19 protein-coding genes are annotated in these 23,139 nt (G+C 36.4%); 8 read left to right on the top strand and 11 right to left on the bottom strand.

All coding sequences use genetic code 11. From position 1 onward, the window contains the following. The first annotated feature begins 183 nt into the window (after positions 1 to 183). Positions 184 to 4,842: a DNA polymerase III subunit alpha gene (dnaE, locus tag IV494_RS03555; protein ID WP_196078782.1), complete on the top strand. Its 4,659-nt coding sequence runs from the start codon at positions 184 to 186 to the stop codon at positions 4,840 to 4,842. Positions 4,843 to 4,957: 115 nt separating this feature from the next. On the opposite strand, the gene IV494_RS03560 is transcribed toward dnaE, so the two are convergent. From IV494_RS03560 to IV494_RS03585, 6 genes are all read right to left on the bottom strand, one after another. Beyond that, the gene (locus tag IV494_RS03560) at positions 4,958 to 5,617 is read right to left on the bottom strand and encodes a T9SS type A sorting domain-containing protein (protein WP_196078783.1); all 660 of its coding nucleotides are present in this window, start codon (positions 5,615 to 5,617) and stop codon (positions 4,958 to 4,960) included. After that, positions 5,563 to 6,438, bottom strand: a complete 876-nt coding sequence (locus IV494_RS03565) for a fibronectin type III domain-containing protein (RefSeq protein WP_317192987.1) — start codon at positions 6,436 to 6,438, stop codon at positions 5,563 to 5,565. The genes IV494_RS03560 and IV494_RS03565 overlap by 55 nt, the downstream gene beginning before the upstream one ends. 156 nt (positions 6,439 to 6,594) lie before the next feature. Next, complete coding sequence (locus IV494_RS03570) at positions 6,595 to 6,930, bottom strand: fibronectin type III domain-containing protein (RefSeq protein WP_196078784.1); 336 nt, start codon at positions 6,928 to 6,930, stop codon at positions 6,595 to 6,597. Positions 6,931 to 7,242: 312 nt separating this feature from the next. Next, the gene (locus tag IV494_RS03575; protein WP_196078785.1) at positions 7,243 to 7,512 is read right to left on the bottom strand and encodes a hypothetical protein; all 270 of its coding nucleotides are present in this window, start codon (positions 7,510 to 7,512) and stop codon (positions 7,243 to 7,245) included. A 72-nt stretch (positions 7,513 to 7,584) separates the two neighbouring features. Continuing rightward, the gene (locus IV494_RS03580; RefSeq protein WP_196078786.1) at positions 7,585 to 8,424 is read right to left on the bottom strand and encodes an arsenite methyltransferase; all 840 of its coding nucleotides are present in this window, start codon (positions 8,422 to 8,424) and stop codon (positions 7,585 to 7,587) included. A gap of 23 nt (positions 8,425 to 8,447) precedes the next feature. Beyond that, positions 8,448 to 8,777, bottom strand: coding sequence for an ArsR/SmtB family transcription factor (locus IV494_RS03585; protein ID WP_196078787.1), 330 nt, complete (start codon positions 8,775 to 8,777; stop codon positions 8,448 to 8,450). Between the two features lie 166 nt (positions 8,778 to 8,943). Here IV494_RS03585 and IV494_RS14895 point away from each other — a divergent pair, with 166 nt between their 5' ends. The 4 genes from IV494_RS14895 (at position 8,944) to IV494_RS03605 (ending at position 13,696) form a co-directional block, all read left to right on the top strand. After that, complete coding sequence (locus IV494_RS14895; protein WP_196078788.1) at positions 8,944 to 9,561, top strand: TetR/AcrR family transcriptional regulator; 618 nt, start codon at positions 8,944 to 8,946, stop codon at positions 9,559 to 9,561. Beyond that, positions 9,545 to 10,861 carry a TolC family protein gene (locus tag IV494_RS03595; protein ID WP_196078789.1) on the top strand — a complete coding sequence of 439 codons (1,317 nt, stop codon included), beginning with the start codon at positions 9,545 to 9,547 and terminating at the stop codon, positions 10,859 to 10,861. Before IV494_RS14895 ends, IV494_RS03595 begins: the two co-directional genes overlap by 17 nt. 49 nt (positions 10,862 to 10,910) lie before the next feature. Beyond that, complete coding sequence (locus IV494_RS03600; RefSeq protein ID WP_196078790.1) at positions 10,911 to 12,029, top strand: HlyD family secretion protein; 1,119 nt, start codon at positions 10,911 to 10,913, stop codon at positions 12,027 to 12,029. Positions 12,030 to 12,115: 86 nt separating this feature from the next. After that, on the top strand, positions 12,116 to 13,696 hold the full coding sequence (locus tag IV494_RS03605; protein WP_039347256.1) for a DHA2 family efflux MFS transporter permease subunit: 1,581 nt from the start codon (positions 12,116 to 12,118) through the stop codon (positions 13,694 to 13,696). A gap of 67 nt (positions 13,697 to 13,763) precedes the next feature. Here the strand turns inward: IV494_RS03605 and IV494_RS03610 are convergent, their stop codons facing one another. Genes IV494_RS03610 through IV494_RS03630 form a run of 5 tightly spaced genes read right to left on the bottom strand, consistent with a single transcriptional unit; the run spans position 13,764 to position 19,786 of the window. Then, positions 13,764 to 14,570 carry a response regulator gene (locus IV494_RS03610; RefSeq protein ID WP_196078791.1) on the bottom strand — a complete coding sequence of 269 codons (807 nt, stop codon included), beginning with the start codon at positions 14,568 to 14,570 and terminating at the stop codon, positions 13,764 to 13,766. Between the two features lie 42 nt (positions 14,571 to 14,612). Beyond that, positions 14,613 to 16,193: a patatin-like phospholipase family protein gene (locus tag IV494_RS03615; protein ID WP_196078792.1), complete on the bottom strand. Its 1,581-nt coding sequence runs from the start codon at positions 16,191 to 16,193 to the stop codon at positions 14,613 to 14,615. Further along, a complete protein-coding gene (locus IV494_RS03620) occupies positions 16,193 to 17,290 on the bottom strand; it encodes a hypothetical protein (protein ID WP_196078793.1) in 1,098 nt (365 codons plus the stop codon). The genes IV494_RS03615 and IV494_RS03620 overlap by 1 nt, the downstream gene beginning before the upstream one ends. A 12-nt stretch (positions 17,291 to 17,302) precedes the next feature. Then, on the bottom strand, positions 17,303 to 18,898 hold the full coding sequence (locus IV494_RS03625) for a S8 family peptidase (protein WP_196078794.1): 1,596 nt from the start codon (positions 18,896 to 18,898) through the stop codon (positions 17,303 to 17,305). A 12-nt stretch (positions 18,899 to 18,910) separates the two neighbouring features. Continuing rightward, positions 18,911 to 19,786 (bottom strand): caspase family protein, encoded by an 876-nt coding sequence (locus IV494_RS03630; RefSeq protein WP_196078795.1) that lies wholly within the window; start codon positions 19,784 to 19,786, stop codon positions 18,911 to 18,913. Positions 19,787 to 20,297: 511 nt separating this feature from the next. Here IV494_RS03630 and IV494_RS03635 point away from each other — a divergent pair. Genes IV494_RS03635 through IV494_RS03645 form a run of 3 tightly spaced genes read left to right on the top strand, consistent with a single transcriptional unit; the run spans position 20,298 to position 23,055 of the window. Continuing rightward, positions 20,298 to 21,650, top strand: a complete 1,353-nt coding sequence (locus tag IV494_RS03635; protein WP_196078796.1) for a sensor histidine kinase — start codon at positions 20,298 to 20,300, stop codon at positions 21,648 to 21,650. After that, positions 21,650 to 22,027, top strand: a complete 378-nt coding sequence (locus IV494_RS03640; RefSeq protein WP_196078797.1) for a response regulator — start codon at positions 21,650 to 21,652, stop codon at positions 22,025 to 22,027. The genes IV494_RS03635 and IV494_RS03640 overlap by 1 nt, the downstream gene beginning before the upstream one ends. After that, a complete protein-coding gene (locus IV494_RS03645) occupies positions 22,024 to 23,055 on the top strand; it encodes a response regulator (protein ID WP_196078798.1) in 1,032 nt (343 codons plus the stop codon). Before IV494_RS03640 ends, IV494_RS03645 begins: the two co-directional genes overlap by 4 nt. Positions 23,056 to 23,139: the final 84 nt, after the last annotated feature.

A 23,139-nucleotide genomic window follows, 5' to 3' on the forward strand; every position in this document is an offset into this window, starting at 1 on the left:
TGATTTGATTGTCTACTTTAAACTGATAATCGTATAATCTCTATTTAAATATATTTATTCCAAAACTTCCACTTCAGCACATAAAAACATTTTTTTAAGCGATTCACTCAATTATATTTTTCTAAATTTCCAACTTTTTTTTATAGAAATTTTAGCCTAATTTTACAAAAATTCTTCTCCTAAATGTACTTGATTTTCGATACTGAAACCACAGGTTTACCCAAAAATTATAACGCACCGCTCTCTGATTCAGACAATTGGCCAAGAATGGTTCAAATTGCATGGCAACTTCATGCTCAAGATGGAACATTGCTTGAAAATCAGGATTACATCATTAAACCTGAAGGGTATGACATCCCTTTTAACGCAAGCAGAATTCACGGTATATCTACGAAAATGGCCAATGAGGAAGGTAGAGATCTTCGGGAAGTTTTAGAAGAATTTCAAGAAGTTTTAAAAAAAGCACAAGTCGTTGCCGGTCACAATATCGATTTTGATTATAAAATTGTGGGCGCAGAATTTTTCAGAAAAGAAGTCGAAAATACTTTAGAGAAAATTCCTTCCGCCGATACCATGGAATTGGGAACGAATTATTGCCAATTAAATGGTGGAAGAAATGGTAGATTTAAATCTCCAAAACTGACAGAACTTTACGAAAAACTTTACGATCAGAAATTTGATGAAGCACACAACGCAGCAGCTGATGTAAATGCAACTGCACAGGTTTTTTTCGAAATGATGCGGATTGGAATTATTCCCGCAGAAAAACTTAAAATTTCTGAGACTGAACTTCAGCAATTTATTAATGATCATTCTACTCCAATTCAACCTTTCGGAATTATTATCAGAAGGCAGGTTGCGGGTTCAAAAAAGAAAAAGAAAGTTGATTTTGGCGATACGGATGAAATTGAAATTGGCGATTATTTTAATTTCCATAATCACAGTATTTACTCTTCACTTCAAGCTTCGTCCAATATTCAGGAACTCATTAATAAAGCCCTTGAAAATAATTTTTCGGCAGTCGGAATCGTCGATCTGGGAAATATGATGGGCGCTTTTAAATTTGTTTCTGAAGTGGAAAAAACAAATGGAAACATTAAAAAGAAACATCAGGAATATTTAGATAAAAAGCAAAAAGCCCAGGAAGAAGGCATTGAATTTAATGAAACTGAACCTCGAAGCAAACCTTTAATTCCAATTATTGGGTGTGAATTTTATATTTCTGACCGACCTGAGAAGAAACAGTTTACAAAAGATGATCCAGACCGCCGAACTCATGTCGTTTTGCTGGCGAAAAACATGAGAGGCTATAAAAATCTGACGAAATTGTCGAGTATTGGTTATGTCAATGGATTTTATTTTGGAGTTCCACGGATCTCAAAACAAATGATCACCGATTACAAGGAAGATCTTATTGCTTTAACAGCAGGAACTTTAGGCGATATCCCAAGTACGATTTTAGAATTTGGGGAACAGAAAGGAGAAGAGTTTTTCAAATGGTGGAAAGAAACTTTCAAAGACGATTTTTATGTTCAGATCCAGAATCATGAAGTGGAAGAGGAAGAACATTTAAATGACGTTTTACTGGAATTTGCAGAGAAATATGAAACCAAAATTTTAGCCCAAAACGAAACGTTTTATACTGAAAAAGCCGACGCGCACATTCAGGATATTTTGTATTGTATCAAAGATGGGGAGAAACTTTCCTCACCTGTCGGAAAAGGTTTCGGGAAGAGAAGAGGTTTGCCAACGCATGATTTCTACATTAAAAATGCAGAGGAACTCAAACAAAGTTTCCGTCAGTTTCCCGATGCTTTCGAAGCTTATACCGAATTTTTAGGAAAGTTTGAACCCTATACTTTGAAGCGCGATGTTCTACTTCCCGAGTTTGGAATTCCGGCAGAATTCCTGAGCGAAGAAGATAAACTGGATGGTGGAAAAAGAGGAGAAAATGCTTATCTGAGATATCTAACGTATAAAGGTGCCGAAAAAAAATATCCCGAAATCACTGATGAAATTAAAGAACGTCTTGATTTTGAACTGGGAGTTATTGCAAATACGGGCTATCCGGGATACTTTTTAATTGTTCAGGATTTTTGTGAGGAAGCCCGCAAAATGGGAGTTTGGGTTGGTCCGGGTCGTGGTTCAGCCGCAGGTTCTGCCGTTGCTTATTGTACGGGAATTACCAATATTGATCCTATCGAATATAACTTACTTTTTGAGCGTTTTCTAAATCCGGAAAGGGTTTCAATGCCCGATATTGATATTGATTTCGACGATGAAGGTCGCGATAAGATCATTAAATGGGTGGTTGAAAAATACGGTAAAAGTAATGTCGCCCAAATTATTACATACTCAGTTTTAGGTGGGAAATCTGCCATTAAAGATGCCGGAAGGGTTTTGGATGTTCCGATTTTTGAAACCAATAATATTGCGAAATTAATTCCATCAACACCAGGAATGAATATTGCGAAAGCCTTTGCAAAATTTGATAAACTGGCGCCTGAAGATAAAGTTCTCGCGCAGGAAATGAAAGATATTTTAGCAAATCCACAAGATGAACGCTACGAAGTTCTTTCCGCTGCGCAAAAAATGGAAGGTTGCATTCGAAATACCGGGATTCATGCTTGTGGAGTGATTATCACGCCGGAAGATATTTCAAACCTTGTTCCGATTACCATTGCAGCGAAAGATGCAGATATTCTGGTCTCCCAATTTGATAATTCCGTGGCCGAAAGTGCAGGTTTGCTCAAGATGGATTTCCTGGGTTTACGGACTTTAACCATCATCAAACACGCCATTAAACTCATAAAGGAAAAACACGGGATCGACATTAATCCCGATGAAATTCCTTTAGATGATCTGAAAACATATCAGTTATTTAAAGAGGGTAGAACGGTGGGGATTTTTCAATATGAAAGTCCCGGAATGCAGAAATACATGCGCGAATTGAAGCCCACCAAATTTGGGGATCTGATCGCGATGAATGCCCTTTATCGACCGGGTCCAATTAAATATATTCCAAATTTCATTAACAGAAAAAATGGTTTGGAAGAAACGGTTTATGATTTAGAAGAGACGAAAGAATATTTAGAAGAAACGTACGGAATTACCGTTTATCAGGAGCAGGTAATGCTTTTGTCTCAGAAACTCGCTAATTTCACGAAAGGTGAAGCCGATACTTTACGGAAAGCGATGGGTAAAAAAGATCGTCCAACCCTGGATAAAATGTATCCCAAATTTCTGGAAGGCGGAAAACTCAATGAGCTGGATGAAACCAAACTCAACAAGATCTGGAAAGACTGGGAAGCTTTTGCAGAGTACGCTTTCAACAAATCTCACTCCACATGTTATGCTTTGATCGCGTATCAAACTGCCTACTTAAAGGCCAATTATGCGGCAGAATATATGGCAAGTGTGATGTCGAATAATATTAATAATACGAAGCAGATCACTTTATTCATGGAGGATTGCAAAAGTATCGGTGTTGATGTCTTAGGTCCGGATATTAATGAATCGCAATATGCTTTTGCGGTGAACGAAAAAGGTCAGATCCGTTTTGGTTTAGGTGCCATCAAAGGAATTGGGGAAGGTCCGAGTGAAGCAATTGTCGCTGCCAGAAAAGAGGAACGGTATAAAAATATTTATGATTTTTTTGAAAAAATTCCGTCTTCGCAAATGAATAAAAGAGTTGCAGAAAGTTTAGTGGTTGCAGGCGCTTTTGATGAAGTTGACCGTTTTCACCGCGCACAGTATTTTGATATCGACAATTCCGGGAAAACCAATATAGAACGACTTTTACGTTATGGACAAAGCTTTCAGGACAACATTAATGAAATAGAAAATTCTCTGTTTGCAGATTTTGCAGATGAAGTTAAAATTGAGCAACCCAAAATAAATCCCGCTCCGGAGTGGCAGAACATGCACAAACTCAATAAGGAAAAGGAAATAATTGGTTTCTATCTTTCGGCACATCCTTTAGATGAATATAAATTCCAGTTTCAGTTTTTACAGGGAGCTTTGACCAAAAAAGAAATTTTGGAAGGGAAGAAAGAGGAAGAAATAGAACTTGAAAAAATTATTGTTCCGATTGATGTTATTGATGACCTTTCTGATGTGGACGAAGATCTGGTCGATATTCCAATCGAAAATTTAGATGGTGACGAAGATGCTTTAATTGAGGAACCGACTAAACTCGTCGAGCCAAGAGGAAATTTTAATTTCTTGAATTTAGATGAAATTGAAAGCTTCAAAAATACCGTTTTTGCCAATCAACAACCCGATTTGTTCAACAACGATAAATTGAGCTGGAAAGAAAAGCAAGCCTTAAAAAATAATGCTCCGGAATATATGGTTTCCGGTCTGGTTACTGAATATACGGTGAAAGACGGCAAAAACAGTGGAGAAAAAATAGCGTTTTTAACTTTGGAAGATTACAGCGGAAGTTACGGTTTTCGTCTGGGCGACCGCGATTACATGAGATTACGTGATAAAATTGATGTACAGCGATTTGTTATTTTTAAAATTAAATTTTCGCAGTCATCTGATGGAAGGGTCTTCGTAAACGTTTCTGAAGTGATCGATCTGAAAGATGCTTTTGAAAAATTTGCCAAGAAAATGACGGTTGTCATCGACATCAATGATTTGAGAAGAGAAGATATTGAGTTTTTCAAAACACATTTTATCGATACGAACGGTGAACATAAACTTAATTTCTATGTTAAAAATCCGGAAGATCAGTCAACCATGGAATTAATTTCGATGAAAGCACAGGTTGACATTAATGGTCACTTATTAGAGATTATTCACGAAATGCAGAAGTATGAAGTTTTTTTAAATTAGAATTATACCACTGCGCACTAAAATTTCCTGAATACTTTACAACAAAAAAAGAGCGGCATTACTGTCGCTCTTCTATTTTAAATTAATGATATTATTTTTTAATAGCCTTAATGATCTAAACAGAACCATCTTTCATTTGCAGATTGATCAGATATAAACCTTTACTTAAGTTTTTTAAATTCAAACTTTTTGAAGGTCTCACCGTTTTAATAAATCTTCCGGAAGCATCTGTTATTAATATCTTTTCAATATTTTCAAATTCTGATATATTCACAAATTCGCTGAACGGATTTGGATAGATCTTCAATAAATTTTCACCATGTGAGGTCTCATCAGTTGCTAAAGCGATAGTGATCACTTTTATATCATCAAGATACAGGTGATCCTGTTTCGGGTCGGAATAAGCTTGAAAGCCTAAATAGTAAACGCCGGAAACGGTAGGTTTAAAAGTTTTATTAGTTTCAGTAATTGGTGTCAAAGTACTTATTGAAGGATAATTTCCGATAGTGGTTGTCATCGCAGCTGCGGTTGGTGAAGTTCCAATGGCAACTTTCAATTTTTCTGTATAAGTAGTTGAATTATTACCATATTTATAACCTATGGAGTATGTATTTCCTTTAACTAAATTAATTCCCTGCGTGTAAAACCAGGTATTGGCGGGAAATAACGTATTATAACTGTATTCAAGAAGTTTTCCTGTAAATCCCGGAGCTGCAGGTCTTACATCCCAAATGCTACCTGAACCTTCATTGCTTGCAGAAGTGCATATAGGCAAATCGGGAAAACTGCTGTCGAAAAATCCATGGTATAAGGAGGATTTGCATTATTACAGAGCGTCACAAAATTAATACTGTTTGTCCAGATACTTTTTTCAGCAGGTGAACAGTTTGATCTCACCCAAAGATAATATTTTGTGGCAGAATTTAAACTGCTTAAAACAATACTTAAAGCATTAACTCCTGTAATAGTTGGAGGTGTTGCGGCTGTGGGAGCTGTATTGACCGTACTGTAATAAATTTCGTATCCGTTTGCCGGTACATTTACTGGCGCAGTCCAGGATATTGTTGCTCCGTTTGTCTGTAAAGCATTTGCTTTGACAGTAGTTGGTTCTGTGCAGGATGAAGCTAAACTGTAAACCACATCATCAATTAAAATAGCGGTCGCAGGAGTAGGAGAAGCTCTAAAAGCTAACGTCTCTATTCCGGGAGGAGCAACAATCGGTGGAGTCTCATAATTATCTACAACGCTAATACTGTTTGCAGTATAGGTATATAATAAAACAAAAGTTGCAAGATTCTGCTGATCAATAAGATATCCTACTTCCAGTTTTCTACCTGGTGCAGAATTCCCCCGTAATTTAAAACGCAGTTTGTAATTTCCTGACTGCAGCGTATTTACCGGTGGCAATGAAATCATAGCCACTTTGGGAACAGTAGCAGAATACATTCGCAAGGCATTTGGTGGAGATCCTATCGGTGCAGGTTGAACATTTACATCTCCAAGTCCGTTTATTCTACGCCAACAATTGGGCAAATTGGGGTCATTAACAGAATCAAAATTTTGAGTAAATTCTGCTACGACAGGACAATTGGTCACAAAACAGTGCTCTCAGTCCAAACACTTTTTTCAGTGGGGCTACAATTGCTGCGTACATAAACGTAATATCCCTTGGAAGGCGTAAGACCTGTTAAATTTGTATTTACTCCGAAGATTCCTGTTAAAGTGGGTGCTGTAGCTGCAGTGGGAGGAACATTATTGTTGCTTGTAATAAATCTCGTAGCCATTCGCCGGCGAAACAGCAGGTGGTGTCCAGGATATTTTTGCAGTGGTAGAAGTTACATAACTATCTTGAGGCGAAGTTGGTGGATTACAAGTCGCTAAAGAAGTATTGGTGTTAAATACAGAATAATCTGCATCAGATTTGAATGAGCATTTCGTACTCAAATCAATGGCGCTGTGATGTGAGATGGTTAAACTCTCGCTTTCTTTTGTGTCAGAGAAATTATCGGAAAAAGAAACTGTAGAATACTTTGCATTCATTTGCCAAAAGGTGGCAAAACACATCATCAAGGTGTAAATAGTTTTCATCTTATTGTGTTTTTAGTTATTGTAAATTACAAATAAATATTTCTTTGTACCTAATTTTTAAGGACTTATCACTTTATCACCTTATGGTCTTTAAAAACATTGATGAATACAATAATAAAAAAGTTTGAATTTTTTTATTTATTTAAAATGTTGAATAATTGATTACTTAATTTATACGCTGGTTTAAATTTTATTGACACCCAAACCTGTTTTATTTAAAAGTTTAGTAAAATTCATCGAGTATTGAAGTACGAAAATTTAAGTAAGTCAAATATTTTACAAAAAAAAACCGCTTTTCAGCGGTTGTAATTATTAAGCGACTTTTTTAGCGTCCCTTTTATCTTTTTCTTTGCAATCCATTTTGCAATCCTTGTGGTTTTTCATATCACAGGCTTTTGCTGTTTTATTACCATCCATTTTGCAGTCTTTGTGATTTTTCATGTCACAACCTGTTGCAGTTTTCTTACCTTCCATACTGCATTCTTTTTTATCTTTTCCTGCACAACAATCTTTTTTCGGAGTTTCCTGGGAATAAGCAAAAGTGAAAGCGGTAATTGCCAAAACCGAAATAATTTTTTTCATATTGATTTGATTTTAATAGTTTTAAAGTAATTCAAAGGTAAAATAAAATGCGAGTTTACAGAATTATTTTTTCTAACAGTACTGTTCATTTGGTGAGCAACACTTCTCACCTTTTTCTGCAAAAACGGTAATGCTGAAAATCTTCGTATCAGAATTTTTATAAGTCTCAATTTCGTCTTTGTTCAGATAATTTCTTAAAATATCATCAGGAATGATAATCGCTTTTTCTTTTTGAAGCATGATATTTTTGAAACCCGATTCCTTAATTATATTTAAATACTCTTCCTTCTGGATCGCACTTGCCACGCACCCTGCGTACATTTCGGCGGCATTTTTTATTTTTTCAGGCAATTCTCCCACCAAAACAATATCGGAAATCGAAAAATGACCGGTTGGTTTTAAAATGCGATAAACTTCTGCAAAAGCTTTTGGTTTATCGGGAACCAGATTCATCACACAATTACTCACTACGACATCTGCCACATTTGCAGTCATCGGAATATTTTCAATATCTCCCTGTCGAAATTCCACATTTTCATACCCTGATTGAGTTGCATTTTTCTTCGCTTTTTCAATCATCGCTTCCGTAAAATCGATTCCGATCACCCGACCATCTTCACCGGTTTCTGCACGGGCGACAAAGCAGTCATTTCCGGCGCCACTTCCTAAATCTACGACCGTATCACCTTTTTTAATTCTTGCAAAATTCGTCGGTAAACCGCAACCTAAACCAAGATCAGCCTCTTTCGCATAGCCATCGAGTTCGTTATATTCTTCCGACATGATGTTGTAAACTTCCGAGCTGCAACCTCCCGCACCGCAACAGGATGATTCGTTCGTTTCTTTATCCTGCAAAGCAATTTCAGAATATTTTTGCTTTACCATTTCTTTGATCTGTTCGTTTGTTTCCATCTTCTGAATTTTTCTTTTTGTAGTTAGCAGCAATTATTTTGCTGATCGATTTTATAAAATATTTGACCGATAAAATGCTCCATTTTTTTAAAGGTTTTGGGATTGATACAATAGCAGATCGCTTTTCCCTCGATCGTTCCCTGAATGATCTCAGCATTTTTCAATTCTTTTAAATGTTGAGAAACTGTTGCCTGTGCCAAACCAATTTCTGCAACAATATCATTACAAATGCAAGTATCAACGGATAAAAGATATTCTACAATCGCAATTCTGGCGGGGTGAGCCAACGCTTTTAATAAGGAGGAAATTTCATTTTGTTCCTCCGTAAAGTGTTCAGTTTTTGTAATACCCATTTTTAAAAATTGAATAAATTTTCTGAATTACAGATTTGATATTGCAATATTACGATATTAGCTTTGTCTATGAAAACTTTTTTTAAAAACTATCAATTAAAATCAAACGTTTGATTGATTCAGGAAAATAATAGTTTAATTTTGCAACCGCAAAATCATTAAAATCATGATTTCAAAGGAAGAAAATATTTTATTTAACGCTGAAAAGCTCTTTGCTGAAAAGGGTTTCGAAGGAACTTCAATTAGAGAAATTTCTAAGGAAGCCAACGTAAATGTTTCTATGATCTCTTATTATTTTGGTTCGAAAGAAAAACTGTTTGAAAAAATTTTTGAGTTTCGGATGAATGAAAGTCTGTCTTTTGCCAAAGATGTTATCGCTGATAACAAGATGAATGAATGGGAGAAGTTAATTGTGGTGATCAATCGCTACACCGACCGGGTAAAAAATCTCAAAACTTTTTACCTCATCATGCAAAGGGAACAGTTGACAAATAAAAATGAACACATCGTAAAGGTTTTGAATGAATCGAAAATGGGATTTCTGGAGATTTACAAGCAGCTGATCGAATCTGGACTTAAAAATAAGGTTTTTACCAAAAGACCGCGCTTAGAATTTATTCATTCTACAATTTCAGGAACAATTTTCAGCGCCTTAAATTCTTTGCCGATTTATAAAAAGTTTTATAAAGGTGACGAAAAATATGAGAATCTTTATTTTGAAGACCTCAACAACCACATCAAAAACGTTTTAAAATACCTTTTAGGTTATGAAGAAAATAAATAATTCACTTTTTGTAACTGCTTTTCTGATTCTGGGAATGAGCTTAAATGCGCAGGAAAAAAAATCGATTACTTTGGATGAAGCCGTAATGCTCGGAATTCAGAATTCAAAAAATTTGAAAATCGATGAAGCGAAAATCCAGGAAGCGACTGCCAATTATCTTGAAGCTAAAAACAACAGACTTCCAAGTTTAAAAGTTTCGGGAACTGCTTTAGCGCTCGCAAATGCAAATGTAGATCTGAAAATTTTGCCACCTTCACCAAACGGTGGAAGTACGCCAACAGCAAATTCTGCATTTTACGGAAACGTTGCAGCCTCGCTCCCAATCTATGCGGGTGGCAGAATAAAATACGGAATTCAATCAGCACAATATTTAATTGAAGCCTCAAAATTGAGCAGTGAAAATAATAAAGTTGCAATTGCATATAATGTTTCACAAGCTTATAACAACCTTTTCAAAGCGAATCAGGCGATTAAAGTTTTAGAAGAAAATCTTTCGGCATCTCAAAAGAGAGATCAGTCTTTTCAGAAATTAGAAGATAACGGGATCATTGCCAGAAATGATAAATTAAAAGCCAATCTGCAAACCTCAAATATCGAATTGCAATTGCTGGATGCAGAGAATAATTACAGCATTGCGAACATCAATATGGATCTGCTATTGGGACTTCCGGAAAATACAGAAATTCAAATCGATGAAAATTATATCGCAGAACTTTCTGAAAACCGTCCTGTTTCCTATTATTTAGATCAAGCGACTTCAAACCGAAAAGATCTGCAGGCGATCGATTATCAAAAAAAAGCCATTGAACTGGGAATTAAATCTGCGAAAGCCGAGAATTTACCGACGATCGCTTTAACAGGAGGTTACATTGCAGCCGACGTTCCCAAGATCCTTACCATTTTTAACGCTGCCAATATCGGTATCGGATTACAATACAACATCGATAATCTCTGGAAGAAAAATTCAGCCTTATTAAAAGCAGAGGCTAAAGAAAAAGAACTTTCGGCGACCACCGATCTACTGGGTGACCAAATCAAGCTGGAAGTAAACAGAGATTTTCAGAATTCCCAGTTTGCGAAGAAGAAAATTGTGGTTTACGAAAAAGCTGCAGATCAAGCGAATGAAAATTATCGGGTGACTAAAAATAAATTCGATAATGGTTTAGCGACCATCACTGAGCTTTTAGATGCGGATGCGGCACAAATTACAGCCAACGTAAATGTTGTCAATGCGAAAGCTGATGCTGCACTTGCCAATCGAAAATTACTGCAAACCTCAGGAATTTTAATTTTAAAATAAACAGCGATTCACGTTGCAAGAAATACAAATAAAAACAGAAAATAATACAATGGACGATAATACTACCCCAGAACAGCCGGAACTTTTCCCAGAATCTAAGAAAAAGAAAAGCCCCATTTTTCCTATCATTTTAGCAGCAGTTTTAATTGTTGGTGGAATTTTTGGATACCGAACTTATTCTTTTGGCCAAACTCATGAGTCTACAGATGACGCTCAGATCGCTTCGAATATGAGTCCTGTAATTTCGAAAGTTTCAGGTTATATCACTGAAGTTCATGTGAAAGATAATCAATTTGTTAAAAAAGGAGACACTTTGGTCATCCTAGATAACAGAGATCAAAAAATGGCTTTGGAATCTGCAAAAGCTGCATTGGGAACAGCAAGAAGTAATATTTCTACCGCAAAAGCCAGTACGAATGCTGCATCTCAAAACATTAATTCTACAAATGCTGCCATCGCGACTGCAAATGCACAGATTGAAGCGGCCAAAGTAAATGTTTGGAAAACTTCGCAAGATCTAAAAAGATACAGCAATTTGGTAAAAGATCATACCATCACGCAACAGCAATATGAAACTGCTTTGGCAGCCAAACAATCTGCTGACCGACAGTTACAGGTTTTAGTTGATCAAAGAAATCAGGTTTCTCAACAAACAGGAATTGTGAATTCACAAACTGCAGCAAGTTCCGAGCAGATCGGTGTTGCAAGTTCCGTGTCTAAACAAAGAGAAGTAGATGTTGAAAATGCAAAATTAATGTTGTCTTACACCATTATTTTGGCGCCGGAAGATGGGTTCGTCTCAAAAGTTTCTACTCAAAAAGGTCAGTTTGTTCAGGCTGGAGCGCAATTATTTAGTTTGGTAAGAGATAACAGCAACTGGATCATTGCTAATTTCAAAGAAACACAACTTTCTAAAATGGTAGAAGGTCAAAAAGTCGATGTTGAAATTGATGCTTTTCCGGATCATAAATTCGAAGGTGTTGTAAGTTCTTTTTCTCCGGCGACAGGTTCTACTTTTTCAATTCTTCCTCCAGATAATGCAAGTGGAAATTTTGTGAAAGTCGTTCAAAGACTTCCCGTAAGAATCGATTTTGTAAAACTCGATCCAAAAATCGCAAAAAAACTTCGTGCAGGAATGAATGTAAAAACAACCGTTAATTTAAAATAATGAAGTTCGAGAAAGGATGAAAAATCGATTTTTTCTGACTTTAAAAATTTCTCTTTTAAAAAAAACTTCAAACTTCCAGCAAAAAAATGCAACAGGATTCATTAGTCGAATACGGCACCAGACGGTTCATCATCACCATTACTGCGATAATGTGTGCGCTTTTAGAAATTGTAGATTCTACCATCGTCAATGTGGCTTTGAATGAAATGAAGGGGAATCTGGGTGCGACACTTTCCGAAGTCGGTTGGGTAATTACCGCTTATGCGATCGGGAACGTAATTATTGTTCCGATGACAAGCTGGCTTTCTGCACAGTTTGGACGTAGAAATTACTTCGCCGCTTCTATTATTATCTTTACCATTTTCTCTTTTCTCTGTGGAAATGCGACCAATATTTGGGAACTCGTATTTTTCCGTTTATGTCAGGGAATTGGTGGTGGAGCACTTTTAGTAACTTCACAAACTATTATTACTGAATCTTATCCGATTGAAAAACGGAGTATGGCTCAAGCAATTTATGGATTAGGAGTCATTATCGGCCCAACTTTAGGTCCGCCTTTGGGAGGTTATATTGTCGATAATTTTAGCTGGCCTTATATTTTTTACATCAACATTCCGCTTGGAATTGCTGCAGCAATTATGACTTTACAATTTGTACGAAGTCCGAAATTTGCCGAAAAACGAAAAGCGAGAGATGTCGACTGGTTCGGAATTCTTTTACTCGCAATTACGGTAGGTTCCCTGCAGTATATTTTGGAACGGGGCCACGAAGAAGACTGGTTTGACAGTAAACTTATTATTTTCTTAACTGCGTCAGCAGTCATCGGATTAATTCTTTTCCTTTGGCGTGAACTCACTTATAAATATCCGATTGTGGAACTGCGGGTTTTGAAAAATGGAAACTTACGACTGGGAACCGCGATGTCTTTTATTCTAGGTTTCGGTCTTTATGGATCCACATTTATTGTTCCGCTTTATACACAAAGTATTTTAGGTTGGACAGCTTTGCAATCAGGTGCTTTAATGATTCCGGCAGCTTTGACAACCGCGGTCATGATGCCAATTATCGGAAGACTATTAACGAGAGGAGTTAAGCAGCAGTTATTGGTTGCGTTGGGTTTACTCACCTTCTTCATCTACAGTTTCTGGGGGTATAAAATTATTGGTCCGGACACAGGAAAGAATGATTTCTTCTGGATGTTGATCGTGCGCGGAATGGGATTAGGATTATTATTTATTCCAATAACTTCTTTGGCTTTAAGTACATTAAAAGGACAGGAAATTGGTCAGGGTGCGGCTTTTACAGGAATGATGAGACAATTAGGTGGTTCATTTGGGATTGCCGCGATCACTACTTTTATCGCAAATCAAACTTCTATTCACCGGGCAAATCTTTCGCAGTATTTAGATGGAAATAGTTTTGATGTACAACAAAGACTCGCCGGATTAAAAGCCAGTTTTATTTCAAAAGGTTTTTCTCCTGATGTAGCTTTGCAGTCGGCATATAAATTGTTAGATTTCAGCGTTTTGAAACAGGCCTCTGTTTTAGCGTACATGGATGTTTTTCTTTATCTCGGAATCCTATTCTTGATCTGTATCCCATTTGTTTTATTCGTGAAAGAACGAAAGGGTAGAGAGCCGATCGATGTGAGCGATGCAATGCATTAAGCATTATTTCAAAAAGAATTTCTCCAAAAAATCAAAGGTCTCAATATTAAATTGAGACCTTTTTCTATTATCGAAGTTCTTCGGTGACCATTTTAAAAAGATCGTTCGGCTTATTTGTTGAACCTTGCGCTCCTTTATTAAAAGCTTCTACTTTGTGTTTTGCATCGTTGGATCCGGCATAAATAAATAGAGGCGTTCCATTTCCACTTTTTCTAAGCGTTTCAAGTAAAACATATCCTTCATCGCTTCCTTCTTTTCTTCCCATATCAGAAATTATTGCACCAAATTTTTGATCCTTCAGTATTTGCAAAGCTTCAGAATTTGAGAGCGCGGAACGAACTGAGAAGCCTTGCGATTCAAAAGCTTTCTGCTCGTTAATATTGTTCGAAGGATTATCATCAACCCACAAAATTTTATTTTTCCAGTTTTCTAAATTATTCCTTTGAAAAATTGGTGTTTGCGAAACCAGGTCTACTATAGATTCAAGTTGTAACTGATCAGTATTCGCAGTCATATCGCTTTCGAGTTGAAGATTCTCTGTATTCCTGAAATTACTTTTAGAAGCAGCGGCAGCGAGAGCAGCTACAGTATTCATTTTCATTCTGAAAAAATTATCTTCATTTTTAAAATCTGACGGACCGTAAATTTTATCCGAGTGTTTTGAAACAAGCCATAAAAATCCAATAAAAACCACGACCGGAAATAGAACTAAAAAGTAAATTAGTGGATCGATATGATTCTCAATATTTTTACCGAATGTCGTTGCAATGGTTGCAAATCCATAGACCAATACGATAAATAATGCAATAATTCCCAAAGGACTTTTGGTGAAATCTTTCGCTGAATCGGCGAAGTTTTTATTTTCAACATTCATGATACTGTTTTTTACAGAATTCGACCTAAATCGATTAAAAATTTAGCCAACATTTGGTTTTGCTTCCTGCTTCAAAATTCCTTTTCCCTTCAGCGCTACCAACATTCTTTCATACTTATAGTTTTCCCAGTCAAATTTTTCCATGAAATCTAATCCTGCGCGAAATCCTTTGTTGAAGAGGACAATCTTCTCCTCATCCTGCATAAAAAAATTCAGCCAGTCGCTCGGACTGCAATCTACGTACTGAATGCTGTGAGTGCTGTAAAAGGTATATTTCGTTAAAAAAGATTTGTCGTTATAACCTTTCAACGTATCGAAAATTGCACCCAGAAAGCTAAACGGACTTTTCAAAATATTTTTACTTCCCGGACCTCTCGCTTCACCCAATTCTGCCTGATCGACGAGTCTTACGCCAAACACCGGAATTCTCGGATAAAAAATATCACTTTCATGAAAAATGTCGATCGGAAAATTAGAGATACTTCCGCCATCAACAAAAACGCCTTCCTTAAAAACATTGGCAGGTTCCGCATTCAGCCAGAATTTCCAGGCTTGCACGATCGAATCTTTCGCAATATCTATTTTCGTGATCATCGGTTCAAAAAAATAGGGAACAGACATGGAAGCACGGACAAATTTCGCAGGACTTATGATGGATAGTTCTGTATTCGTCCAGTAAAGATTCGCCATTTTGGGAAGTTCTACTTTTATCTTTGCATTGATGTCGGTCGCAATGATCGTATAATCTGCCCGAAGAAGGGTGAAGGGATTTTCTTTATAAATGTCGCTGCTTTGCGCAGATTCCAGAAAAAAATTAAACTTCAGCATATCAATATTTGCCAACTCTTTCTGATGAATATTGTTGATGTTTTCAATGGCAGTATTGTAATATTCTTCTCCGTTCCCAAAACGGTAGTTCAGATTAAGCTTTCTTCCATTTTGATTGTATTCTTCATTAAGATTGCTCACACTTTTAATATTAAAACTGTCAAGCGCACTTTTCAATTTATTTTCGAAAGCATTCCCGGGATTCAGTCCAATATGATTTACCTGAAAAAGATGGTAGTAATGAAGGATGACATAAATGAGAAAACTTAAACCGAGGAAAGGAATAAGATAATACCACGGATTTATTTTTAAAAATAAAATCAAAAACGGAAAAATAATAATGACAAGAAATAGAAATAAAATCGACAATCCAATTTTTTTCATGTAGTTTTTACTCTTCAGAATTCGGCTTGCCATTTGTTTCACGATCGATTTACCATCCATAAATTCTTCAAACTTCCATTGAAAAAGGATGTCTTTAATCCGCATGCTTTTATTTTTGGTGCGGTCACCCATTGCTGCGATTAACATTGTATTGATCGCACCTGCGCTTGTTCCTGCGATTCTTAGAAAACGAATGCCGAAACTTTCGAGCGCATACAGATAGCCGACTAATGCAACGCCCCAAACTCCGCCACCTTCCTGCACAAAATTGACGTATTGATTTCCTTCCTGATCCAGAATATCTGAAAACTCTTTCGGCACAATAATTTCGTGAAGCGCTTTCAGTTTTTCTTTAGATGCTGAATCAAGTTGCTGATCTGCAAGTAATTGTTCTAATGGTTGTTGATTCATTATAATTTAGTTTCAGGTGTTTTTTGTATCGGCTCTTCGTCCTTTTTAGCCAAATATTTTTTCCTTATTAAATTAAAGAGATAAACCGCTAATGGAATAATTATCAATGATAAGATTTCTTTAAAATGAGCATCCAGAAAATTATATATTTTCTCCCAAAATGTTGGGACTGGCTGATCGATACCAATTTTTATTTTGATCTGTCGTTCCGCAAGCTGAACGGTTTGTCCTGCAGGTGTTTCCGCTTTGATGATTAAAGTAACGGTTCCTACATGTCCGGATTTTGCGATTGCTTTTACTTTCCAGTGCCAGTAATTTCCGTTGGTAAAATCTAAAATCTGTTCATTCACGTCACCTGCATTTGTGCTTGCTATTCCATCATCAACTTTTGTAATTCTGAAGTCATCGTAATCATAGAATGGTTTAATAGACAATTTTTTGAAAGCTTCAATATTTTTGACGATACAAACAATACTGCTGTCATCTGTCTTTGTGAACTCAAGATCTTCTTTTTCAATCGCTTTTAATTTTTTTGCAACTTGTTTTCCTTCGCCCTCGATTTTCACAAAAACACGCAGATCACGTTCTTCATTCAGCGGAATTTGCGGGAAATAGGAAAAGCCAAGCACTGCATTTTTAGGTTTTTCTTCAACGACAGGAGTTTCAACTTTTGGTTCGGGTGAAGTTTCAGTCGGCGGTTCAACAGGTGAAATTGTTTCGTCATTCTTCTTAATTAATCCGGAAAGGTTCGGATTGATAATTTCTGTATGCTTATTAAGAAGTTCCGGTTTTATTTTATTAAAGGCAACCTGTACCGAATCATGTGCGGCATTTAATTTGTGCAACATAACTTGTGGAGCAGCTGGATTTACCACGACAGGATTATCAATATTTTCCTGCTTCTTTTCAGTTTGCTTTTCAGGTTGGATCTGGTCAACATTTACAGTTTGATCCTGTGGAGTCATGTTCATGGTATCCTCTGAGACTGACGTAGTAACATTATCATTAGCGCTTGTCGTTGACGTTTTACTGTTGCTTTCGGAACAAGAGTTTAGTAAGAATAGAAAAATTAATATATAAATTGGTTTAGTTGTCATGGCTTTAAATATTTATTCAGATCTCAAATATTCCTTCAATTTATCAGAAACGGTGTCAGATTTCAAAAGTTCCTGTCGCATTAATTCCCTGTCAGCATCGGTCCAGATATCCGTTTCTTCATAATCTAAAAATTTTTGAAGGTTAGGATTATTGTGCATTTGCTGCAGAATCTCAGCTTGAAACATCTCAGATCTTACGTCATCTGCTTCATTGTCACCTTTGAGTCTGAGAAGCAGTCCCAATAGATCAAGTATTCCCCAAAGATTGACGTTGGCTTCTTTTGCTTTCGTCAAATTTTCCCCTGAAGGTGGAATTAAAAGGGCTTTGTCAGCTTTTAAAATTCCTCTTCCTAAATATATTTTATACAAAGGATAAGAATATCTTTCGGCAGAATTAAAGAGTGCATTTTTCACCATCTCAACCTTTCGCCATTTTTCGCCTGGATATTTTTTTAAAATTTCATTGATCTCGTCTCGATAATTAGTCAGCCAAATCGCAGCCGCCGCCGCAACTTGTGGAGTAGCAGAAGATGTTCCGCCCCCATCCAAACGAAAATATTTTCCTTTATCATTCATGGTTGCCCAGATCACGTTCGGCGTATAAGCTGCTAAAGCATGCGTCATCACATCTTCCGGACCAAAATTACCCTGCATCGTTTCGCCACCTTCTGATTTCGTCCGAAGTCGTGCTTCTAAAACATAAGGCAAATTATCGCATGCAACACCGGTTGCTGCAATCACACGATCCCATCTTGCGGGATAAAGAACTCTTTTTGGCAGCGCTTGTTTTGGACCTTCAAACCAGGAATTTCCGGCAGCTGTTACAATGGTGATTCCCGCTTCATAGGCTTTGTTGACCATATTTGCCCAGGCTTTTGAAGGCGCTCCTGCCATTGACATGCTGATCACTTCGCAACCTTCCGAAATAGCATATTCTAAAGCATCGACAAATGCCGAAGTTTGGATCAAAGCAACCGTTTCAGAAATTCTCATCGAAATAATTTCGGCGAAAGGTGCTGCTCCCACAAAACCTTCATAGTTATTGTTGGTGTCGCCGTTTTTTACAGAATTTCCGGCCAGCAAAATCATGGTGGCGGTTCCGTGACCATCTTGTTCCAGACTTTTTCCGGACGCAATATCAATTGCCTGTTTTCCTTCTTCTCCTTTGATGAAACTTTTGCTTTTTTCCTTATTCAAATTTTTTGGCAGGGCAGGATGATCTGGTTGAAATCCCGTATCGATGTGTCCAATTTTGATCTTCGGATCTGGTATTTTTTCCAGAAGTTTTTTATTTGCTTTTTTAAATTCGGAGAATTGATCATTAAGATGCCAGACAAAACGGTCGGTTTGCATCTCAGGTTTTGGCCAGTTTTTTAGATATTCATCTTCATTAAAAATTTCCAGCGCGGAAACGGCTTTATTCTGAAAGCTTTCGGGATCTTCTGCCGAGAAAATTTTATTCTCTAAATTGGGTTCCACATATTCAGCATTTCCAGTAGATTTTATTTCCTCATCTAGATAATCGTGAGCGCTGTCCCAAGGTTTTTTGTCATCACCTTTTGTGATCAGTTGTGGAATTACTTTCCCGTTTTTGTTTAGAATTTCCATTGTTTGTAGTTTTTAAATTTTGTTGCTGTAATTTTTGATAAAATCAAGTCTTTCTGCAGAATCATCGATCATAAAATCTTCCAGATCATTTCTTATAGGTTTATAATTACCATTGCGGCAGACGAAATAATCGGGTGAGAGATGCTGAACTTCTGTGATGATCGGTCGTTGAATGTGGTGAAACGGCAACACTCTTTTGGGAACTTCTTTGATGACGTAATACATCAGATCGACCACACTCACAAATTCATCGGCTGGAGATAATTTTCCATCAAAAACTTCGAGGCAAACCTCTGTGAAAAGGCTATTTTTCGAACCGGGTAAAATGACAGATTCTTCATTATCATCGCAGGCGGAAATAAAAACCTTTCCTTCACCGGAATTCAATTTTTCTAATAACGCGCGATTGGATGATTTGTCTTCAATCACCAGATCTTCCAGCTCTGAAATATTTTTTCGTTTCATTCCGTCTGCATGACAGCAGTCGAGGAGGATGAGTAATTTATCAGCTTTAATCTTTTCTATTTTTTCCGAAAAAAGATCTCCATTGAGCATGGTCTCTTCTTTGTTGGCTTTGTCGGCACCGGAAGTTTTCAGGTAGTAATCTAATTTATCGGGATCGGTATCATTTGGAATCTGCAAACCATGTCCGGAATAATAGACCATAACCGTGGCTTTCTCAAGCTTTGAAGTTTTGGAAATAATATTTTCCAGCGAATCGAGAACCTTTAATTTGGTGGAATCTTCATTCACCAAAAATTCGATATTTTCCGGCGGATAACCTCCTTTTTCGGGATCACAAAGTAAGCTTTTAATTGCGGTGGCATCTTCTGCAGTAGCGGCTAAATCTCCGCCAACACCAATAATGAGGGCAAAGAAATTTTCCATCGTATTTTATTTAATCAATTTAAAGTCATTGAAAAACAGCGGTTTGTAAAAATCTCTTTGTGGGAAGTGGAATTTGTTTTCATGGCAATTTTTCATCAGTTTAATATCAAAATTAATAATAATATTCTGAACATAACAGTTTCAAACTAAAAAAGGGTGTTTTCCCCGTATCAGAAAATATGGAGAAAACCATCTGATGAACTCCTTTATTTATGACAATGATCTTTAGGTCTCTTCTTAACCTATGAATTGAATTGTAGCTAAATGTTTTAATGATTCAATAATATTCTAAATTTTTATTTATTTATTTATTTACTAAATTTGATTTGGGTATGAGATGAAATATTTAAACAAACAGCTTCTCTATTGTATTTAATTCAAATTCGAAATAGTCAACTCATCAGATAGTACAAAATCGAGAGTTTAGTTAATCGCAGGAAAATTTTTCATCAGATATAATTCTTAAAGTAATTTTTTAACCGGAACATTTTTAATATTTAAAAGGATCGCCATGAATTTAGAATTTACAATTTTAATAATTATCCTGGTTTTCTTGCGGAAAATCCTTCAAAGCAAAATTCTGTTGCCCAAAACAGATAAGTTCTTGTTGGTGGGGATCTGGTCGGCTATTATTTTACTTATTGCAAATATTATTTTCCAGCAGATCAATACTGTTTTTATTTGGATCGCTAATCTGATGTTGATCACCCTAATTTACTTCTGCCTTACCAATAATGATTTCAAACCGGTAAAATCTTTTATTTATTCAATTTTGCCTTTTGCAATTGTTAATGTAATATCTGATCTTACAAAATTGATCTGGCCCAAATTTCACACACAATGGGAAAGCTATTTTGACACCGCAATATTATTTTCTATCATTTGGTTTTTAGCAATGTATTTTATCAATAAAAAACAGCGCAAAGCAATAGAGCAGGCACAACGCAAAGCAATAGAAAGGGAAAAAGAATTCCAGGAATCAGAAATTTTGAAAGCTAAATTAGAGATCCAGGTTGCAGAGCGAACCGCCGAATTGCTAGGACAAAAAAACGAATTACAGAAAGCGCTTGACGAACTCAAAATAACTCAAAATCAGCTGATTCAGTCAGAAAAAATGGCTTCTCTGGGAGAACTAACTGCAGGAATTGCGCACGAGATCCAAAACCCATTAAACTTTGTCAATAACTTTTCTGAAGTAAACAAAGAACTCATCGATGAATTACAAGCCGAATTAAAATCGGGCAACGTGTCAGAAGCAATAACAATATCTAATGACATCAAACAAAATGAAGAAAAAATAAATCACCACGGGAAACGTGCAGATGGTATTGTGAAAGGAATGCTTCAACATTCCAGAAGTTCAACTGGCGTGAAAGAACCCACAGATCTCAATGCTTTGTGCGATGAATATTTGCGCCTTTCGTATCACGGTTTACGCGCGAAAGACAAAACTTTTAATGCCACAATTCGTTCTGATTTTGATGATTCTATTGGGCAGATCAATTTAATTCCGCAAGATTTTGGAAGGGTCATTTTGAATTTACTGACCAACGCTTTTTATGCAGTTAATGAAAAAAAGAAATTAGGCAGTGAAGGTTATCAGCCAACTGTTTCTATTTCAACTCAAAAAGTACAAGATGAAATCATTATCACAATAACTGATAACGGAAGTGGAATGTCGAACGAAGTCAAAGAAAAGATCTTCCAGCCCTTTTTTACTACGAAACCTACCGGCGAGGGAACCGGTTTGGGATTATCCATGAGTTACGATATCATTACGAAAGGTCATAACGCCGAATTAAAAGTAGAATCTGAGGTAAACGAAGGAACAAAATTCCAGATAATTTTAAAAAACACCCATTGATGAAAATTCTAGTAGTAGACGACGAAACAGATGTAAAAACCCTGTTTGAGCAACGTTTCAGAAAAGAAATAAAAAATAATGAGATCAAATTTGAATTTGCTTTCTCCGGCGAAGATGCTATTGATTTCATGGCTCAACACGAACATGAAGCCGTGTTGATCCTCTCCGACATCAATATGCCTGGAATGAGCGGTCTGGTTTTACTCAAACACATCAAAGAAAATTACGAAAAACCACCACCAGTTGTAATGATGATCACTGCTTACGGCGATGATGAAAACTACAACGAAGCCATGAAACTGGGTGCAGATGATTTCCTGACCAAACCTCTTGATTTTGTAAATTTAAAAGAAAAGCTCAAAAACTTTATACCATGACAAAGATTCTAGTAGTCGATGATGAGGCAGATTTAGAAACGCTCATCCGTCAAAAATTTAGACAAAAAATACGAGAACAGGTTTATGATTTTGTTTTTGCAGAAAATGGACGCGAAGCTTTAGAAAAAATCGATATTCAAAAAGAGATCGATATTATTTTATGTGATATCAATATGCCTGAAATGGATGGTTTGACACTGCTTTCGAAAGTTGGCGAACAGCATCCTCTTATGAAAACCGTCATGGTTTCTGCCTATGGTGACATGGAAAATATTCGAACTGCAATGAATGGTGGAGCCTTTGATTTTATTACAAAACCGGTTAATTTTCATGATTTAGAACTGACGATTGAAAAAACCATCAAACAGGTTTTACAGATAAAAAATACATTAAAAGCCATCAAAGAAAATAATATCCTAAAAATGTACGTCGATCAAAATGTACTGAGTTTTATGGAAACCCGCGAATTTGAATCTTCATTTACCGATAATGAAATGATTGAAGCAACCGTGGTTTTCATCGATATTTGTGGGTTTACTTCGATCAGCGAAAAAGAATCTCCAGACAAAGTTGTAAAACTTTTAAATAATTATTTCGATGTGATGGTTAAAGAAATTATCGCGCAAAATGGAATTGTTGATAAATTTATTGGCGATTGCGTGATGGCAGTTTTTAAAGGAGATTTTCATCTCGATCGAGCTATCGATGCAAGTATTGCGATTAGAAACAGCATCAATAAACTGCCGATAGAAAATGGTTTTTCTCCGAAGGTTTCAATTGGAATAAACAGCGGGGAAATGATTTCCGGGAATATTGGCTCAGTGACTTTGAAAAGGTTAGATTTTACCGTCATTGGTGATGCCGTAAATACTTCGCAACGGTTACAATGTTCAGCCGCAGTGGGGCAAATTGTAATTCCGGAAAAATGTTACGAGAAGGTAAAAAAATCATTTACCTGTGAAAAAATTGGTTCCATCAGTGTGAAAAACAAAACCGAAGAAATCATCATTTATGAAGTCATCAGTTGATAATTTCCTCATCAGGAAAACCTTTAAGGTAGGATCGAACCTTTGTATTTTGATAAAACATTTACTTTAGATTTTCTTCAAATT

Source organism: Kaistella gelatinilytica (assembly GCF_015679325.1).
In the GTDB taxonomy this organism is placed as follows: Bacteria; Bacteroidota; Bacteroidia; order Flavobacteriales; family Weeksellaceae; genus Kaistella; species Kaistella gelatinilytica.

What these genes read in the sequence shown, in the direction of transcription:
- dnaE (WP_196078782.1), top strand. Translation starts at nt 184, where the DNA reads ATGTACTTGATTTTCGATACTGAAACCACAGGTTTACCCAAAAATTAT.
- IV494_RS03570 (WP_196078784.1), bottom strand. Translation starts at nt 6,930, where the DNA reads ATGAAAACTATTTACACCTTGATGATGTGTTTTGCCACCTTTTGGCAA.
- IV494_RS03575 (WP_196078785.1), bottom strand. Translation starts at nt 7,512, where the DNA reads ATGAAAAAAATTATTTCGGTTTTGGCAATTACCGCTTTCACTTTTGCT.
- IV494_RS03580 (WP_196078786.1), bottom strand. Translation starts at nt 8,424, where the DNA reads ATGGAAACAAACGAACAGATCAAAGAAATGGTAAAGCAAAAATATTCT.
- IV494_RS03585 (WP_196078787.1), bottom strand. Translation starts at nt 8,777, where the DNA reads ATGGGTATTACAAAAACTGAACACTTTACGGAGGAACAAAATGAAATT.
- IV494_RS14895 (WP_196078788.1), top strand. Translation starts at nt 8,944, where the DNA reads ATGATTTCAAAGGAAGAAAATATTTTATTTAACGCTGAAAAGCTCTTT.
- IV494_RS03595 (WP_196078789.1), top strand. Translation starts at nt 9,545, where the DNA reads ATGAAGAAAATAAATAATTCACTTTTTGTAACTGCTTTTCTGATTCTG.
- IV494_RS03600 (WP_196078790.1), top strand. Translation starts at nt 10,911, where the DNA reads ATGGACGATAATACTACCCCAGAACAGCCGGAACTTTTCCCAGAATCT.
- IV494_RS03605 (WP_039347256.1), top strand. Translation starts at nt 12,116, where the DNA reads ATGCAACAGGATTCATTAGTCGAATACGGCACCAGACGGTTCATCATC.
- IV494_RS03610 (WP_196078791.1), bottom strand. Translation starts at nt 14,570, where the DNA reads ATGAATGTTGAAAATAAAAACTTCGCCGATTCAGCGAAAGATTTCACC.
- IV494_RS03615 (WP_196078792.1), bottom strand. Translation starts at nt 16,193, where the DNA reads ATGAATCAACAACCATTAGAACAATTACTTGCAGATCAGCAACTTGAT.
- IV494_RS03620 (WP_196078793.1), bottom strand. Translation starts at nt 17,290, where the DNA reads ATGACAACTAAACCAATTTATATATTAATTTTTCTATTCTTACTAAAC.
- IV494_RS03625 (WP_196078794.1), bottom strand. Translation starts at nt 18,898, where the DNA reads ATGGAAATTCTAAACAAAAACGGGAAAGTAATTCCACAACTGATCACA.
- IV494_RS03630 (WP_196078795.1), bottom strand. Translation starts at nt 19,786, where the DNA reads ATGGAAAATTTCTTTGCCCTCATTATTGGTGTTGGCGGAGATTTAGCC.
- IV494_RS03635 (WP_196078796.1), top strand. Translation starts at nt 20,298, where the DNA reads ATGAATTTAGAATTTACAATTTTAATAATTATCCTGGTTTTCTTGCGG.
- IV494_RS03640 (WP_196078797.1), top strand. Translation starts at nt 21,650, where the DNA reads ATGAAAATTCTAGTAGTAGACGACGAAACAGATGTAAAAACCCTGTTT.
- IV494_RS03645 (WP_196078798.1), top strand. Translation starts at nt 22,024, where the DNA reads ATGACAAAGATTCTAGTAGTCGATGATGAGGCAGATTTAGAAACGCTC.